Genomic DNA, 17,336 nt, shown 5'->3' with positions numbered 1-17,336 from the left:
CCCTCTCCCCACTCGCGGGCGTTCGCGTCGTGGCCCGCGCTCAACTCCATCACGTCGGCGAGCGTGACCTCGCGGTCGCGGACCGCCGGAATCGCGTCCGCACCACGCCTGACGTCCAGGTCGTCGATGCCCGCGGGCGGGTCCCGGACGGCGACGTCGGCGTGTTCGAACGCGCGGTAGAACGCTGCCGCGTCGTCCACGGTGGTGTCCTCGACGACTGCCGACGCACCCTCGGGGTGAGGTCGCCGCGACCCGCAGCGCGAACGAGCGGCGTCAAAAGCAGCAGGCACCCGAACTGGGTGTTCGTGCCAGCACCGTCCGCCATCCCCGCGACGGCCGTCTCGAAGGCCTCACCCACGGGCCCGTCGACAGCCACCTCGAGGCCCGCCCGCGCGCCGACGGCTCCCGCGAGGAACTGCTCGAAGTGCAGGTCGGGGAGGTCGCGCTCCCGGTCGACGTTCCCCGGTTTCGGGGCGCCCGCTACCTCGAGGAGGAGCGCGAGCTCCGCGTGTTCTGCCGGCGTCACAGGAACCACTCCTTGACGGCGGCGTAAATCGAGCGCACTTCCTCGGGGTTCCGACTGGGGCGGCCGACGCTGACGGCGTCCGCGCCGTACGCGAAGTACTCGAAGACGTCCGCACGCGTCCGGACGTTGTTGTTCGCGACGAGGAACAGGTCTGTGGCTGCTGCGACGTCCCGGACGACGCGCCGGGAGTCCATCGCGTCGACGTGGATGGCGTCCGCGCCCGCTCGTTCGATCGCTTTCGCGAGCGTCGGCAGGTGGACGCCCTCGACTTCAGCGCGCACCTTCACGGAGACGGGGGCGCCCTCGTCGCTAGCAGCCGCGACTTGCTCGCAGAGCGCGTCGGCGTTCCGGAGGAGTGTCTCTCCGGCGCCCACGTCGCACATCTCGTCTTGGCGGCAGTGGGCGTTGACTTCGAGAATCGCGTCGTGGTCGGCGCAGACCGCGGCCACCGCCCGCACCGGCTCGAGTCTGGTCGCGCGCACGTTCACGCCAGCGCGCAGGAAGTCGTCGTCGAGCGCGGCGAGCTGGTCGTCGACGAACGCCACCGGGTCGTCGGGGAGGAACTCGTTGCGGTCGCGGTCGACCATCTCGCGGGCGGCGGCCCGCGTCGGGTCGTCGACGGCGATACCGCCGAGGAACGCCGCGCCCGCGGGGCGAGCGCACGCTCGCGCCCACTCGGCGTCCGACTCGCCGCTGAGGCTGGCGAGCGCCACGCGGGGCGCGAACATCACGCCACCTCCGAGTCCGAGACGGTGTTGATGGCGTCCCGACACGCGCGGGCGACGCGCTCAGCGTCGACTTCGTCGGTCATCTCCGTGTCCGTGCGAACGACCGGCCGGTCGAGGCTCGTTTCGTCGGCGTCGTCCAGCACGAACGCGTCAGCGAACGGGTAGGCGTCCGCAACCCCCTGCGTGGACGCGTCGTAGCCGACGGCGTCCATGAGTTTCGCCGCCGGCCCGGAGAACACTTCGTCGTCGACGAACGGCGAGACGGCGACCACGGTTGCGACGTCCAGCGCATCCCTGACGCCGTCCAGGGCGAGCATCGGGCCGATGCTCGTCACGGGGTTCGACGGCCCGAGAACCACGGGACCGTCCCGGATCGCCTCGATGGCGGCGTCCGCCGGGTCGGCCGCGTCCGCGCCCCGGAACTCGACGTCCTCGACGGCGGGCGACCCGCCTTCCGCCACCCAGAACTCCTGGAAGTGCAGTGCTCCCTCCGGCGTGTGAACGACACTCGCCACGGGGTCGTCGCTCATCGGGACGACGTCCACCGTCAGGTCGAACGCGTCGCCGAGCGTGCGCGTCACCTCGGTCAGCGAGTACCCCTCGTCGAGGAGGCTGGTACGGAGGACGTGGACCGCGCGGTCCCGGTCCCCGATGAACATGAACTCCGAAGCGCCGGAGAACCGCCGCCAGCGAGCGATGTCGCGGCCCGCAGTCTGCAGGTCGTCGGCCAGATAGCGGGGGCCAGCGACGATACCCGCCGCCTGCGAGAGTTCTGTGAGGTACTCGTGGGTGGTGGCGTCGTCGCCCTCGATACCCCACCAGGTCTCGCGGTCGAGGACGCCGCCGCCCTCGAAGAGCACGGTGTCGATGTCCGGGCAGACGAGCAGGCCGCCGAGTTCCACGTCGTCGCCGGTGTTCCCGACGACCGTGGTCTCGGCCGGGTCGAACACGTCGCGGCCGCCCGCGAGGAGTTTCGGCGTGCCCGTCCCCCCAGCGAGGAACGTCGTCATACTCCGATGTGGACGCGCTGTGCGGTAAACCCTTTTGTCACCTGGCTCGATTGCGGGGCGGCAGAAGCGGTGTCACGGATCGCGGTGTCGGTGGAAGATAGAAGCGGTGTCGCGAATCGCGGTGTCGAGAGATTGCAGAAGCAGCGTCGCGGACTGCGGAGTCGGCGGCGCGTTACTCGGAGGTGTTCTCGCGGGCCTCGTCGAGCCACGGCGGCTGCTCGACGGTCGTCGACCCGACGTCGACGTAGCGCTGCTCGATGGCGATGGACGCTTCGCCCTGGTCGGTGTCGACCGTGAGGCCGTACTCGAACTGCTTCACGAGGCCGTCCTCGGCGACGTAGACGCGGGCGTCGATGCTCGTGACGTTCTCCTCGTCGAGGTCACCGAAGCCGGGCGCGGACTGGTTGAGCGACTCGAACCCGCTGGCCTCGTAGACGTCCGTCGTCGTGCCGTCGACTGACTCGGTGCCCGCGTGCTCGAACTCGAAGGCGTTCACGAACGACTGGAGGTCGCCGCTGGCCAGCTGTGAAGCGTTCGGCGACTGCTGGGGGATCATGTACTGGGTCTCGCCGGAGAACTGGAGGCGCTGGTAGGCCGTCCCGTTCCCGTAGCCGTACGTCTGGACGAGGCGGTTGCTGGCGTTCTGCTCGGAGAAGTACTCGCCCGTCGAGACGTCTGCAGCCACCGAGGACGTCACCGAGAACGACTGGTCGCCCTGGCTCTGGTTGGACGTCGACTCCAGTGTGAACGTCCCCGCGTCGCGGATGGCGGACTCGTGGTTGTCGGCGACGGTCGCCGCGTCGAGCGGCGAGTCGTAGATCGGCCCGTCGTCGGTTCCAGTGGTCGTGTCGCCCGGTACAGTCGTCGTCTCGGGGGCGGCGGTCGTCGTCCCGCCGTCCCCGCCGGCACTGCACCCGGCGAAGATCAGGAGGGATGCGACGGCGATGGCCGCGATCTGCTTTCGCATACGTCCCAGATTCGCGGGGCGAGCGGAAAACCCCTCCGAACGGGGCTGCACTCGCTCGCCGCCGCCCCGCCGTGGGCGAGCGTCCGCGGGTTTTTACGTCGTAGCGCCGAATCCCCGCGCAATGACGACCATCAAGGACAGCGTCCACGACCACATCGAGGTCGCGGGCGTGGCTGCCGACCTGGTGGACACGCCGCCCGTCCAGCGGCTCCGCCGCATCAAGCAGCTCGGGACGGTCGCGCTCGTCTACCCGTCGGCGAACCACACGCGCTTCGAGCACTCCCTGGGGGTGTTCCACCTCGCCGACCGCGCGCTCGGCCACCTCGATATTGCGGGGAAGCGCGCCGAGCGCGTTCGCGCCGCCGCCATCCTCCACGACGTCGGCCACAGCCCGTTCAGCCACAACGTCGAGGACCTCCTCACGCGCCGAACCGGCAAGGCACACGACGACGTCGACGAGCTCGTCGCAGACGGTGCCGTCGCGGGCGTCCTCGACGACCACGGCATCGCACCGAGTAACGTCGCGAGACTCGTTCGCGGCGACGGTGAACTCGCGCAGCTCATCGCGGGCGAACTGGACGTCGACCGCATGGACTACCTCGTGCGGGACGCCCACCACACGGGCGTCCCGTACGGCACAATCGACCACGGTCGCCTCGTGCGCGAACTCACGTTCATCGACGGGGAACTGGTGCTGGACGAAGGGAACGTCCAGACCGCCGAGAGCCTGCTGCTGGCGCGCGCGCTCATGAACCCGACCGTCTACAGCCACCACGTCGCCCGCATCAGTAAGTCCATGCTGCGCCGCGGCACCGAACGCCTCCTGGAGTCCTCGGAGATCGACGCGCGGCGCCTCCGTCGGATGGACGACCACGAACTGTCGGTGGCGCTGCGGACCCACGACCAGAGCAGCGAGTTCGGCCGCCGGCTCGCGGAGCGCTCCCTCTACAAGCGCGCCGTCTGGGCGGAGATGGGTGACGTCGACGACGACCTCATCGACGCCGACCACGACACCGTCCGCGACTTCGAGGGAGAGATCGCCGCCGACGCAGGCGTCGCCGAGGACGGCGTGATTCTGGACGTCCCCGGGAAGCCGTCGATGCGGGAGTCCACGACCGGCGTCGTCGTGAACGGGGAGGTCCGCCGCCTCGACGAGCAGTCCACGCTCGTGAACGCGCTCCAGGTCGCCCAGCGCGAGCAGTGGCGCTTCGGCGTCTACGCGCCCGCAGGCCACGTCGAGGCCGTCGGGAAGGCCGCCGAGCGCGTGCTCGGCCTCGAAACGGAGGGCGCGCTGATCAGTGAAGTGAACTCCCCGGGGCGGTACGCGTCGCTCGCAGACTTCGAGTAGCATGGTCGAACGGAGTGAGACCACGGTACGGCGAGCGGTGACCGAAGTGAACCGCGAGCACTGTGGCTGGCAATCGAATTACGCGGTATAGCGGGCGTACTGCGGATGAATCCAGCGGCTGCCGTGAGTGTGAGACAATCGAGTAAGCTTGACGGGGCCTGAGGTTCTGTCCCCCGGTATGGAATTCTCCGGCACCGTCCTCTGGGGCGAGGACTTCGAGCCCGTGGAGGGGACGCTGGTCGTGGAGGACGGTGCGGTCGTCCGACTCGACGAGGAGTTGACGGAGTCGGACAACATCGTGTTGCCGGCGTTCGTGAACGCGCACACGCACCTCGCGGACTCGATCGCGAAGGAGGCGGGTCGCGGGTTGACGCTCGAGGAACTGGTCGCGCCGCCGGACGGCCTGAAGCATCAGTTGCTGGCTGACGCGAGCCGCGAGGACTCGTCGAGGGGATGCGTCGCAGTCTCCGGTTCATGGAGGCGACGGGGACCGGGCTGACGCTGGAGTTCCGCGAGGGCGGCGTCGAGGGCGTGCACGCGCTCCAGGAGGCCGCGATGAACCTGGCTGTCGAGGCGTTCGCGTTCGGACGGGGGAGCGCGGAGGTGCTGGACGTGGCGGATGGCTTCGGCGCCAGCGGCGCGGCGGACGGCGAGTTCGGGCGGGAGCGCAACGCCGCGCGGGACGCCGGGAAGCCGTTCGCCATCCACGCCGGTGAGGTCGACGCCAGCGACATCAATCCCGCAATCGACCTGGACCCAGAGTTGCTCGTCCACATGGTGCACGCCGAAGGCCTGCACCTCGACCGCGTGGCGGACAACGGGATTCCGGTGGCCGTCTGTCCGCGGTCGAACCTGGTGACGGACGTCGGGCTGCCGCCGGTCAGGGAGCTCTTGGACCGGACGACGGTCGCGCTCGGGACGGACAACGTGATGACGAACAGCCCGTCGATGTTCCGCGAGATGGCGTTCGCGGCGAAACACTTCGACGTGACCGCGCCCGAAGTGCTGCGGATGGCGACGCGCGCCGGCGCGGAGGTCGTCGACGCGAACTGCGGCGTGCTGCAGGCCGGCCGTGACGCCCGCGTGCTCGTACTGGACGGCGACTCGAACAACCTCGCCGGCTACCACGACGCGATCCGGGCGGTCGTGCGTCGCGCTGGCGCCAGCGACGTGAAGCACGTTCACCTGTCGTAAGTAGCACGTTCACGATCAAAATCCGTCTCCCCACCTGGCGACAGCCTGCTGTCGTTCTTGACGTGGTACGAGGTGGCTACCAGCTGAAGTCGGGGTTTTCTGGCGCCGAGGCCGTTGGGTGGCGTGTTCCCGGAACCCGGGAGGACGCCCCGAAAGTTAAGCCCTCCCCCGCCAACGTATGTCATACATGGGTCGTTACGAGCGCATCCTCGTGCCGACGGACGGGTCCGAGGAGACGCGGCGAGCGGTCGAGCACGCCATCGACCTCGCCGAGGAACACGACGCGACGATTCACGCGCTGTACGTCGTGAACTCCGCGAGTTTCTCCAGTCTCCCGATGGAGTCCTCCTGGGAGAGCGTCGCGTCGATGATGAACAGGGAAGGTGAGGCCGCGCTGGACGACGTCGAGGGCATCGCCCAGGAGCGCGGCGTCCCCGTCGAGCGCGCGCTCGTCGACGGCAATCCGAGCCGGGAGATCGTCAGGTACGCCGAGGACGAGGACTGCGACCTCGTCGTCATGGGCACGCACGGTCGCGGCGGCATCGACCGCCTACTGCTCGGGAGCGTCGCCGAGAAGGTCGTGCGGTCGTCGTCAGTGCCCGTGTTGACAGTTCGCGTGGACGAAGTGTAGGGCGGGCAGGGCCACGACTCAGTGGTCGCCGACTGGTCGCAGGTGCTGGCACTCGCCGGTGTGAACGACTTCCTCGCCGTCGTCAGTGTCGAGAACCAATGCTCCGTGCGCGGTGACGTCCACCGCGGTCCCAACGAGGTCTCCGTGCTGTGTCTCGACGCGGACTCGTTCGCCGAGCGTCGCTGCGTGGCCCCGCCAGGCGTCGAGGGTGGCGTCCGGGTCGTCGCGGAGCGCGTCGAATCGTTCGAGGACGCGCTGGACGAACACGCGCCGCTCGACGTCCCCGGCCTCCGCGCGGACGCTCGTCGACTCGCCGGCGAGGTCGCTGGGGTCGACGTTGACGTTCACGCCCATCCCGACGACGACCCACGACACTTCGCTGGCTTCGCCCTCCATCTCGGTGAGGACGCCCGCAAGTTTGTCGCCGCCGCGTGACGGGGTGTCGCCCTGTGACGATTCGGCCGAATCGTCACGGGGGACGATGACGTCGTTGGGCCACTTGATGGCTGCGTCGACGCCTGCCTCTCTGGCGGCGTCGGTCACCGCGACGGCGGCGGCGAGCGTCAACAGGGACGCACGCGCCGGCGGAACGTTGGGCCGCAACACGAGGCTCATCCAGACGCCACCCGAGGGCGAGGACCACTCCCGTCCGCGTCTACCCCTGCCGCCCGTCTGGCGGTCCGCCAGCACTGCCACGTCGCGCTCGCCGGTCGCGGCCAGTTCTCGCGCGCGGTCGTTCGTGCTCGGGAGCGCGTCGTGGTACTCCACCGAAAATGACGCGTCGAGACCGAACTCCACGGCAGGACCACCGAATTCGGGCACGCCGGCGAGCGAGTAGCCGTCGGCGACGCTCTCGACGTCGAAGCCAGCCGCTCGGAGCGCTTCGACGTGTTTCCACACGGCCGCACGGGAGACGTCCAGCCGTTCGGCGAGTTCAGGCCCCGTCACTGGGCCGGCCGCGAGGGCGTCGAGGACGGCGCGGCGCGTCTCGTTCATCGGCGTCCGGTAACACTCGGACCCCAAAAATCCCGTCGTTTCGGGGAAAAGATTGATTAGAGCGGCTCTGCACCTCGAAAACGACCCGCAGCAGCGTTTCGGGCAGCCGAGACATTTTCAATTCTGATAATTTGGGGATATTTTATCTCAGTTATTTTCAAATAGATTCAATATTCCACCCGGGAATGGATGTGGTAGACGATGTCAGACAACAAGTTCACGCAGTTCCTGCAGAACAACCCGCGAATGATCGGCGTCCTGTTCAGCCTGATGGTGTTTCTGTCCAGTACCGGCGCGGCCGCGGCCAGCCTCGGAAGCACCAACCCCGGTCCTTAACTGAGTTCGTTCTCCAGTAGCTCGTCACTCCAGCGGAGTTCACCGTCGAACTGCACAGGTGCGACGCCGTGACTGAAGAACTCGCGCAGGTCAGCTTCGTCCACCTGGAACGTGTCGATGACGCCGGAGTTGAGGTACCGCTTCGTATTCCGCTTGATGTGTGGCGTGTACAGCGAACCGAGAGATGACCTGAACGTCGGGTAGCCGCGAATTGTGAAGTCGTATCCGTCCTCGGTCTCGACGAGTTCGGTGGCGACAGGTGTGCCGTTCGAACTCTGGACGAGCTGGAGGGTGCCGTCGCCGATGGTGATGTACTGACTCCCGAACAGCGTCACGTTGCGCGCGACGGACAGCCCCGCCTGCAGCGAGAACCCGTTGTTGAGGAGTCGGGCGAGCGCGCGACCGACCCGCACCGCGGGGTCGTTGCTGACGTTCGCGAGCGTGACGATGCCGCCGTAACTGCCTTTGTCGACGAGCGCTGCGCCCTGCTCGTAGGACTTACAGGCGTTCAACAGGAACGCGTCCACGTTGACCTCCCGCAGGGTTCGAGCGTCGAACATGCCGTCGCTGCACTGGAAGCCGTCCTCGTCGACGTGTCCGATGTAGTGCAGGAAGTCCGTGTCCTTGCGGAGGACGGCCGCGAGCTCGTCGCCGCCGAGCTCGTAGTGAACGTCGATCTCGAACTCGAAGAGGTCCCGCGTCCCGTAGAACTCCTCGACGATGTCCTCCTCGGTCATTTCGGGCTCGTTGCAGACGATGTCGATGCTGATGGAGTTCCGTTCCTCGACGGGACGGTCGAGCCGACGGAGGTACGACTCCACTCGGGTTTTGCTCGCGCCGACCGGGAACCCCGCGGCAATCCAGGCGTGCTCGATGGCGTCCGTCTCCTGGGGTTTCACGATGTTCGAACCGTCACCGACCGAGCGCGTGGTACTCCGCACAGTCGCGCCCTCGGCCCGATAGAACGAAGCCAACTCGTCGGGCTCCTCGTGGACGTCCGGTTGCTCACCCGTCCCTGGAATCCTGACCGCGCCGAGTTCGTTCGCCACGAACGGCATGGCTTCGACGTGCTCGGGAAGGGGTTCGACGTCGGCGGTCAGTTTCCATTGGGGGAGGTGCGGTTCCGTGACCTCGTACGGTACGTCGAGGTAGGTACGCAGACGCTCCGAGAACGACGCCTCGTAGGCGGCCGCCAGGTCGAACGAGAGGTCGTCTTCGACGGCGTTCCGTTCGTGGAGGTTCACCGGGTAGAATCCCTCGGTCCGAGTGACGCAGTCGAGGAAGAACACGTGTTTCAGCAGCGTCGAAACCTCCGACTCGAACCCGTGGGCGGTCTCGAGGTCGTAGCGGTCGCCGTCGACGTCCAGCACGCGTCGCTTCCCTGGGACGACGTCCGCACCGAGGTAGTACGCCAGGGTGCTCACCCGGTAGAGGTCGCCGTAGTCGCGTGGAATCTGGATCGTCACGCCGGTGTCCGGGCGTTCGAACGCGTCGGGTGCGTCGAAGCCGTCACCGCGTTCGATGAGCGGCGGGTGGCCTCTGAGCGTCGGGAACGACCGCTCCGGGGACGTGGTCTTCAGTGCAGACCCGCTGAGCGCGACCGCGCGCATCGCGTCCTCGACGCCGTCACCGATCGTGATTGTGCCCGCCGGGGATTCGTGCAGCGACCGGGCCCCCAACTTGACCGTCGTCGGCGACGGGAACTCGACGTACGTCGCGTTCTCCGAGCGGCGGATCACGAGTTCGCCGTCCACAATGACCTGCAGTTTCATCGGTCCGATTGGCACGTCGAGTGAGTGCCAGTCGTCGTCGTAGGCGACGCGCTGCTGGTTGGCTGTCTCGTCGACGAGGGTGCCGTCCGCGGACCACCGGAAGACGTTGACGAGCAGCGGAATCTCCAGTTTCTGTGCGGTCACTGTGACCGCGCTGTCCACTGGCAACACGAACTGGTCGGTGTCAGTCCGGGTGGGGTCGACGACGCGGTCCGTGTACAACTCGAACTGTGCGTTCTCGATCGGGTCACGGATCTGGATGCCGTGCGGGTCGACGAGCGGCGAGAACGCCGGCTTCATCGTATCCCTCGTGGCTGCGACTGTCGACGCGTCGAGTTCGAGGCCGGCGACGTTCGGGGACGTCGAGGCCGAGTCCGAAGACTGACCGCGGAGAGTACAGGGGGACCGTGAAATCTGCGTCCGGCGGGACACGGAGCTGTGAGCACGAACACAGTTCGTAAGAAATCGGCGTCGAGTCGGTTAACCCACTCGGTGTCGACGGCGTGACGGCCAGAGCCTCCCTCCGGCCGCCCCAGGACTCGTTCGATGTGGTCGACGTTCCGGGACCCCGCCCCCCGACCGAAAGTACAACAGACTGATACGTCAGGTGCGACCGTCCGCTGGTCGCACCACGACGCCGCCACCCACGCCATAGTGTCACACAGGGATAGCGCCCGCCTTAATAATTCGGGGTCAGTCGACGACGACCAGCACGTCGCCCATGTCGACGCTGTCGCCCTCGGAGACCGCCACCTGCGTGACGGTACCGCCGTGGGAAGCGACCACGTCGTTCTCCATTTTCATCGCCTCGAGGACGACCAGCACGTCCCCCGGTTCGACGTCGTCGCCCTCCTCGACTTCCACGGAGAGGATGGTGCCCTGCATCTCGGACTCCACGGTCTCGCCGCCGCCCTCGACGACCGTCTCCGACTCGGCGTCGTCGCCCGCGTGGTCAGGGCGCTGGCCGCCGCTCTCCCCGCCTCCCGTCGCGAGCTGTGCGGCGCCGCGCTCCTCGAGGTTGACCTCGAAGCGCTTGCCGTTCACCTCCACCGTGAAGTCGCGCTCGACGACGTCCTCGTCGCTCTCGCCGCCGGGCGCCGGCTCCGTCCCCCACCGCTGCTGGGCCTCGTCGATGCGCTCGGGGTCGAGGTGTTCGTCGAGGTACTTCGTCGTGTGCTTCCCGGCTGTGAACGTGTCGTCGGTCAGCATCAGCCGGTGGAACGGGATGATCGTCGGGATGCCCTCGATGTCGTACTCGGCGAGCGCGCGCTCCGAGCGCCGCAGGCACTCCTCGCGGTCGCCCGCGTGCACGATGAGCTTCGCGACCATCGAGTCGTAGTCCGTCACCAGGTCGTCGTCCTGCCGGAGCGCGTCGTCGACGCGCACGCCGATGCCGCCAGGCGGGTCGTAGGTGTCGAGCTGGCCTCCCGTCGCGGGCGCGAAGTCGTCGGCGGCGTTCTCCGCGTTGATGCGGTACTCGACGGCGTGGCCGCGCAGCTCCACGTCCGCCTGCGCGAAGCCCAGTTCCTCGCCGGCCGCGACCCGCAGCTGCCACTTCACGATGTCGATGCCAGTCAGCGCCTCCGTGACGGTGTGTTCGACCTGGATGCGGGTGTTCACTTCCAGGAAGTAGAAGTCCGTCTCCGGGCCGAGCAGTTCGCCGGCCTCGCGCTCCGGGTCCTCCTCGACGAGGAACTCGAAGGTCCCCGCGTTCGTGTAGCCGGCGGCGTCGGCGCCGCGCCGGGCGGCCTCACCGATCTGTTCGCGGAGTTCGTCCGTCAGCGCGGGACTCGGCCCCTCCTCGATGACCTTCTGGTGGCGTCGCTGCAGCGAACAGTCGCGCTCGCCGAGGTGCCGCACGTTCCCGTGTTCGTCGGCGACGATCTGCACCTCGACGTGGCGCGGGTTCTGGAGGTAGCGCTCCAGGTAGACGTTCGCGTTGTCGAAGTACGCTTCGCCCTCGCGCTTCGCGGACTCGAACTCTTCTTCGGCCTCGTCCGGTCCGCGGACGATCTTCATGCCGCGGCCACCGCCGCCACCTTCGGCCTTGATCGCGACCGGGTAGCCGTACTCCTCGCCGAACGACGTCACTTCGTCGACCGACTCCGCAGGGTCGGTGGTGCCGGGGACGATCGGCACGTCCGCGGCCTCCATCGTCTTCCGCGCCGACGTCTTCTCGCCGAGTTGGGCCATGGCGTCCGCCGACGGGCCGACCCACGTCACGTCCTCGATGTCCTCGACTTTGCCCGCGAACTCGGCGTTCTCCGCGAGGAAGCCGTACCCGGGATGGATGGCGTCGGCGTCCGCCTGCTCGGCGGCGTCGATGATGGCCTCGTGGTCGAGGTACGAGTCCGCCGCGCGGGCGGGCCCGACGTTGTACGCTTCGTCCGCGTAGCGAACGTGTCCGGAGTGTTTGTCGGCGTCACTGTAGACGGCGACGGTGTCCACGCCGAGTTCCTCGCACGCCCGCATCACGCGAACGGCGATTTCGCCGCGGTTCGCGACGAGCACCTTCTCGAACATTCTTGGGCGTTGGTTCTGGGGACGCCCTACTGATACTGTCGGTTCGGAATCGTCCACGCGAATCCGGAACGAGGTTGACGAGAAGCGGGGCCGCGGGCCGCCGTAGACCTCACCGAAACACCTCGACGCGGTCGCGTCCGACGCCGAGGATTTCGAAGCGCGCGCCCGACGGCGCGTGTTCGGCGTCCGTCACGCGGACCTCCCACCCCTGCACCGCCGCGATGGTGTCGACGATGGCGAGTCCGAACCCCGTGCCGTCCTCGCTGGTCGTGTACCCGCGCTCGAACACGACGTCGCGCTCCGTCTCGGGAATCCCCGGGCCGTCGTCCTCCACGTAGAAGCCGCCGCCGTCGCCCAGTGATCCGACCCGAACAGTGACACCACCCGTGACGTGTTCAGCGGCGTTACTGAAGAGGTTCTCTAGCGTCTCGCGGAACCGGCCGGGGTCGACCTCCAGGGTTGCGAGTTCGCCGTCGAGGACCAGTTCGCAGCCGTCGGTTCGAGCCGTCTGCCACGCCCGGTTGACGACGTCCGCGACGTCCACGACCTCCGGGTCGGCCGCACGGCTCCCGTTGCGGGCGAGCCTGAGGACGTCCTCGATGAGGGAATCCATCCGGTCGAGGGCGTCAAAGAGCGGGCCGTACTCCGGGTTTCCGCACGTACAGTTCTCGGTTACGAGTTCGAGGTGTCCGCAAGCGACGTTCAGGGGGTTCTCCAGGTCGTGGGACAGGACGCTCGCGAAGTCCTCGAGGCGCTCGTTCTGCCGTTCGAGTTCGCGTTCGCGTTGTTTCTGTTCGCTGATGTCGGTGTAAATGGCGAACACCTCCTCGTCGTGCGCGTCCAGGGTGACCGTGTGCAGGAGGAAGTCGCGGACGCCGTCCGCCGCCTCCCGCCGGACTTCGCGTCCGTCGATGGCTTCCTCCGTGCGCACCTGTTCGGTGACCGCCTCGGGCTCCACCGCCGGGTCCGGCGGTGCGACGACGTCGTCCGGGTTCGACCCCACTATCTCGTCCCCGTCGACCCCGAACACCCGTTCGAAGGTCGGGTTGACCTCGTCGACGACCGGTTCGCCGTTCTCGTAGCGACCGCGACCCACCGCGTGCGGGATGTTCTCGAAGAGCGTCGCGAACCGGTCGCGTTCGGCGCGGAGTTCGCGTTCGGTCACGAGCCGATTCAGCGCGACCGCGATGTGGGAGAGCAGGAGTTCCGCGAGTTCGAGGTCGCGGGCCGTGAACCCGGCCACGTCGGAGCTTACGGCCTGGAAGACGCCGTGTGTCCCGACCGGGACGCTGATTCCGGACCGGTAGTCGCTCTCTGCGGGCAGGTAGCCCGCCGCCTGGAGGTCGTCGACGCGGGCGGACTCTCCCGTCCGGTAGGTCTCCGCGCCGAGATTGTCCTCCGTCTGGACCGGCATCTCGCGGTAGATCCCGTCAGAGACGAGCCCCTGAGAGACCGACTTTGGGACGAGACAGCCGTCCTCCACTTTGTCGATTGCACAGAGGTCGAACTCCAGGACCTCCTCGGCAGCCTCGATGGTGAAGTCGAATATCTCCGCCGCCGTCGAGCACGTGCTGACCTCGGTGGCGACGTCGTGGAGCGCGGTTATCTTCTGGTTCGTGCGCGCGACCTCGGTCTCCATCTCCACTCGGTCGGTCACGTCCCGGAAGTACACCGAGAGGCCGTCTTCGGCGGGGAACACGCGCTCCTCGATCCAGGTCCCCGCGCGGAGCGCCGACTCGGCCTGGAACGTCTCCGGTTCCTGCGTCTCGAACGCTCGCTCGTACACTTCGTGGAAGTCGGCGGCGCGTTCCTCGGGGAGGACCGATCGGAGGTCGGTCCCGACGAGGTCGGCGGGGTCCGCCCCGGTGTACTCGGCAGCTTGCTCGTTGATGAAGTCGATGGTCCAGTCCCGGTCGACAGAGAAGAAGGCGTCGCTGATGCGGTCGATGACCTGGGCGAGTTGCTGGTTGGTCTCGGCGGCCTCGCGCTCGGCGCGGTACTGGGCGACGACGTTCTCGATGCGGTTGGCGAGCACCTCGTACTGCTCCTGGCCCGAGTCCTTCTGGAGGTAGTCAGTGACGCCGGCGGAGATGGCCTCGCTCGCGATCTCCTCGCTCCCACGGCCGGTGAACAGGATGAACGGAACGTCGGGGTCGAGGTCTCGGATCTCTTCGAACAGTTCGAGGCCGTTCAGGCGAGGCATATTGTAGTCGCTGACCACGCAGTCGATGCGGTCGGCGTTCCGGACGTACGACATCGCGTCCGCCGGAGTAGTTTCCGTGTGCGTCGTGATACTATCGCTGACACGTTCGAGGTAGGTGGCCGTGAGGTCCGTGAACGCGGGGTCGTCGTCGACGAGGAGGGCCTGGATGCCGCCGTCCATGCGGCGAACGATTCTACGATATTTGATAAACTATTCGGAACTTGTCCGCAGTTGTTACGTCGTGGTCGCTTACACGACGGACGGCATCAGTTCGGCCTCGGCCTTCCGGAGGTGGTCCGAGACCGTCGACTCCGCGACGCCCAGTTCGGCGGCCACGTCGGTCAGCGTTGCGTCCCGCGGCACCTCGTAGTAGCCGAGTTCGGTTGCGGTCTCGACGACCTCGCGCTGCCGGGCGGTCAACGCCGCTGCGGGCGTCCGGAAGTGGTCGTACTCGCCGACGCGCTCGACAGTGGTGTCGATGCGCTCGGGGAACGCAGCGAGCATCCCTCGCAGGTCCTCGGGGTCGCCGAGTACGTCGAAGACGGCCTCGCCGTCGTCCGTGTAGAGGATCGGCGGCATCACGACGATGCTCGCGCGGGAGAAGGCCAGCATCCACTCCCACTCGCTCTCGGATGGCTCTGCGTGCACGAAACTGTAGAACGACCCGTCGGTGACCGGCGTCAGGTCGACCCGCTCGACAGCGTCGACCTCCGCGATGCGCTCCCGGTACGCGTCGATGTCACCGACCGCACGGAACAGCACTGTCGGCAGGTCCCCGACGAAACTCCACGACCAGAGTTCTTGCCGGTGCATCCCCGGATGGTCGACCAGGAAGTTGTGCATCGGGTGGCGCGTCCGCCGCGGGAACCCGAGTCTGACGCGCATGTGCTTCATGCGTGACCACTCACAGCCGGTACTTTCACTGCAGTCTACATAAATGGGCTAGGATGGACGCGGCAAGCGCAATCACGCAGGACGACTGAGGCAGACACATGAGCCAGCACGCCGACGCAGAGCAACTGCCCGGTCCCGACGGCTACCCCGTGGTCGGGAGCTTCCTCCAGTTCAGGCGCGACCCGTTCGCGTTCTACGACGACCTCCGCGAGTACGGCGGCGTCGTCGGCTACCGGATGTTCGGCTACGACATGTGCTCGGTCCTCGACCCCGACGCCGTCGAGGACGTCCTCCTGCACGAGGCCGAGGCCTTCGAGAAACCCGACATGCTCAGCGAGTCCCTGGACGGCTACATGTCCGAGGGCGTCCTCCTGACCGAGGGCGAGCAGTGGCGAGCCCAGCGCGAACTCCTCCAGCCGATGTTCTACCGCGAGCGCGTCGAGACGTACGGCGACCTGATGGCGGGCTACGCCGCGGACGCCGCTGCCGACTGGGCAGCGGACGGCCAGATCGACGTCCAGTCCGCGGCCTCCGACCTCACGCTCCGCATCCTCGCGCGCACGCTGTTCGACATCGACCTCTCGGAGCGCGTCGACGTCATTCGGGAGTTCGCGGACGCCGTCCGCGAAATCGGGCGCGCCGGCTCCCTCGAAACCCAGCTTCCCGACTGGGTGCCACTCCCGTCTCGGCGGCGCCACCGGCGGGCGTTCGAGCGCTTCGACGCGGCACTCGAGGAGATCATCGAGGAACGACGCGCGAAACTGGGGAACGCGGATACGTCCGAGAACAACGGCGAGCCAGACGACCTGCTGTCGTTGCTCCTGGCCGCCGAATACCCGGACGCCTCGACGCCCTCGGACACGGAGATCCGCGACCAGTTGATGACGTTCCTGTTCGCCGGTCACGACACGACCTCGCTGGCGTTGACGTGGGCGTTCGTCCTCCTGAACCGTCGTCCCGAGACGTGCGAGCGACTCCAGACCGAGGTCGACGGCGTGCTCGCGGACGGCCAGGCCGGCGTCTCGGATCTCGCCGACCTGCAGTACACGGACTGGGTCGCGAAGGAGGTGCTGCGACTCCGGCCGCCGGCCGGCGCGCTGTTCCGCGACACCGTCGAGGACGTCGAACTCGGCGGCTACCGCGTCCCCGAGGGGACGATGGTCGTCCTCCCGCAGTTCGCGGTCCAGACCGACCCCCGGTTCTTCGACGACCCGGAGACCTTCCGGCCAGAACGCTGGGCGGACGGCCTCGAGGACGACATCCCGGACTACGCGTACTTCCCGTTCGGCGGCGGCCCCCGACACTGCATCGGCATGCGGTTCGCGGCGATGGAACTCCGCCTCGCGCTCGCCACCATCGCCGCGAGCGTCGACGTCGAGGTCCAGAACCCGGACGTCGACCCGGACCTCGGCACGCCGTTCGAACCGGCCGAGGACGTTCTCGCGGTCGTCACCGAGCGCTGAGCGTCAGTCCCTGAGGAACGCCAGCGTCTGCTCGACGACCGCCTGCTCGCGGTCGTCCCCGCGGAACGAGTGGTCCTCGCCCTCGCGGACGACGAGTTCGGCGTCCGGGAGCGCGTCGACCACGCCGCGCGCGTTCTCGACCAGCTCCGGCCGGTCGTCGGCCCCCTGGATGACGAGCACCGGGACGTCCACGTCGGCCAGCCGGGAGGGTGCGAATGTCCGTCGCTCGGAGGGCTCGATGAGTTCCTCGAAGGGCGTGTCGAGGGCGTCTTCCAGGCGGTCGGTGTCGCCGAGCGTGAACGTCGCTGGCGCCCACAGCACCGCTCGGTCCACGGCGTCCGGCACGTCCGTGAGGGTGACGCCGCCACCGAAGCTCTTGGCGACGACCGACAGCTCCGTACAGCCCGCCTCGCGCAAGCGCTCGAGCGCCGCGACGAGTTCGGACTGGAATTCGCGAAGCGTCTTCGCTTCAAGGTCGTCGGGCGTCGGCCAGCCCTCGAATCGGAGGACGTACGCGCCGTCCCTCGCTGCGTCCTCGGCGAGCAGGTCGAAGATGTCGCCCCAGGGACCGTGTCCGGCGCCGGGCATCACCGCGACGCCGCGGCCGTCCGGGTCGTCGGGGACCGCCAGTCGAGCCTCGAACTCGTCGCCGTGCGCCGCTAGCTGGAAGGCTTCTGTCTGCACCCTTCACACGCTCGCTGCCCCCCACAAAAGTGTTTGGCTGGGTTCAGGTCAGAACCGGTCG

The 17,336-nt window shown here is 67.9% G+C and carries 13 protein-coding genes and 2 pseudogenes; 5 read left to right on the top strand and 10 right to left on the bottom strand.

All coding sequences use genetic code 11. From position 1 onward, the window contains the following. The 4 genes and pseudogenes from GRX66_RS08550 to GRX66_RS08535 all read right to left on the bottom strand — a co-directional run. Positions 1–526 (bottom strand): annotated as a pseudogene (locus GRX66_RS08550) (triphosphoribosyl-dephospho-CoA synthase); the annotation flags it as partial. Then, entirely contained in the window at positions 523–1,254 is a 732-nt protein-coding gene (locus tag GRX66_RS08545) for a tRNA-dihydrouridine synthase (protein WP_159526188.1), read from the bottom strand. The pseudogene GRX66_RS08550 and the gene GRX66_RS08545, both read right to left, overlap by 4 nt. Continuing rightward, positions 1,254–2,264: a 2-phospho-L-lactate transferase gene (gene cofD / locus GRX66_RS08540; protein WP_159526187.1), complete on the bottom strand. Its 1,011-nt coding sequence runs from the start codon at positions 2,262–2,264 to the stop codon at positions 1,254–1,256. Before cofD ends, GRX66_RS08545 begins: the two co-directional genes overlap by 1 nt. A 172-nt stretch (positions 2,265–2,436) precedes the next feature. Beyond that, positions 2,437–3,231: a DUF7537 family lipoprotein gene (locus GRX66_RS08535; protein WP_159526186.1), complete on the bottom strand. Its 795-nt coding sequence runs from the start codon at positions 3,229–3,231 to the stop codon at positions 2,437–2,439. Positions 3,232–3,352: 121 nt separating this feature from the next. Here GRX66_RS08535 and GRX66_RS08530 point away from each other — a divergent pair, with 121 nt between their 5' ends. From GRX66_RS08530 to GRX66_RS08520, 3 genes and pseudogenes are all read left to right on the top strand, one after another. After that, entirely contained in the window at positions 3,353–4,579 is a 1,227-nt protein-coding gene (locus GRX66_RS08530; protein WP_159526185.1) for an HD domain-containing protein, read from the top strand. A gap of 178 nt (positions 4,580–4,757) precedes the next feature. After that, positions 4,758–5,773 (top strand): annotated as a pseudogene (locus tag GRX66_RS08525) (amidohydrolase family protein). A gap of 187 nt (positions 5,774–5,960) precedes the next feature. After that, the gene (locus GRX66_RS08520; RefSeq protein ID WP_159526184.1) at positions 5,961–6,404 is read left to right on the top strand and encodes a universal stress protein; all 444 of its coding nucleotides are present in this window, start codon (positions 5,961–5,963) and stop codon (positions 6,402–6,404) included. A gap of 18 nt (positions 6,405–6,422) precedes the next feature. Here GRX66_RS08520 and GRX66_RS08515 read toward each other — a convergent pair whose 3' ends face one another. Beyond that, positions 6,423–7,400 carry a biotin--[acetyl-CoA-carboxylase] ligase gene (locus GRX66_RS08515; protein WP_159526183.1) on the bottom strand — a complete coding sequence of 326 codons (978 nt, stop codon included), beginning with the start codon at positions 7,398–7,400 and terminating at the stop codon, positions 6,423–6,425. Between the two features lie 201 nt (positions 7,401–7,601). Between GRX66_RS08515 and GRX66_RS20290 the strand changes: the two genes are divergently transcribed. After that, a complete protein-coding gene (locus tag GRX66_RS20290) occupies positions 7,602–7,736 on the top strand; it encodes a DUF7503 family protein (protein WP_267903068.1) in 135 nt (44 codons plus the stop codon). Here GRX66_RS20290 and GRX66_RS08510 read toward each other — a convergent pair. From GRX66_RS08510 to GRX66_RS08495, 4 genes are all read right to left on the bottom strand, one after another. Further along, positions 7,733–9,808 carry a hypothetical protein gene (locus GRX66_RS08510; protein ID WP_159526182.1) on the bottom strand — a complete coding sequence of 692 codons (2,076 nt, stop codon included), beginning with the start codon at positions 9,806–9,808 and terminating at the stop codon, positions 7,733–7,735. The two genes, GRX66_RS20290 and GRX66_RS08510, sit on opposite strands and share 4 nt — an antisense overlap. A 393-nt stretch (positions 9,809–10,201) precedes the next feature. Further along, positions 10,202–12,031 carry an acetyl-CoA carboxylase biotin carboxylase subunit gene (locus tag GRX66_RS08505; protein WP_159526181.1) on the bottom strand — a complete coding sequence of 610 codons (1,830 nt, stop codon included), beginning with the start codon at positions 12,029–12,031 and terminating at the stop codon, positions 10,202–10,204. Between the two features lie 109 nt (positions 12,032–12,140). Further along, entirely contained in the window at positions 12,141–14,414 is a 2,274-nt protein-coding gene (locus tag GRX66_RS08500) for a PAS domain-containing protein (protein ID WP_159526180.1), read from the bottom strand. 69 nt (positions 14,415–14,483) lie between these two features. Further along, positions 14,484–15,128: a helix-turn-helix domain-containing protein gene (locus GRX66_RS08495; protein ID WP_159526179.1), complete on the bottom strand. Its 645-nt coding sequence runs from the start codon at positions 15,126–15,128 to the stop codon at positions 14,484–14,486. A 98-nt stretch (positions 15,129–15,226) separates the two neighbouring features. On the opposite strand from GRX66_RS08495, the gene GRX66_RS08490 reads away from it, so the two are divergent. Beyond that, on the top strand, positions 15,227–16,591 hold the full coding sequence (locus tag GRX66_RS08490) for a cytochrome P450 (RefSeq protein WP_159526178.1): 1,365 nt from the start codon (positions 15,227–15,229) through the stop codon (positions 16,589–16,591). A gap of 3 nt (positions 16,592–16,594) precedes the next feature. Here the strand turns inward: GRX66_RS08490 and GRX66_RS08485 are convergent, their stop codons facing one another. Then, positions 16,595–17,275 (bottom strand): alpha/beta hydrolase, encoded by a 681-nt coding sequence (locus tag GRX66_RS08485; RefSeq protein WP_325064014.1) that lies wholly within the window; start codon positions 17,273–17,275, stop codon positions 16,595–16,597. Positions 17,276–17,336 lie beyond the last annotated feature (61 nt).

The sequence above is a fragment of the Halobacterium bonnevillei genome, from assembly GCF_009831555.1.
GTDB classification, from domain to species: domain Archaea; phylum Halobacteriota; class Halobacteria; order Halobacteriales; family Halobacteriaceae; genus Halobacterium; species Halobacterium bonnevillei.
This window is presented reverse-complemented; position numbering and strand designations above follow the sequence as displayed.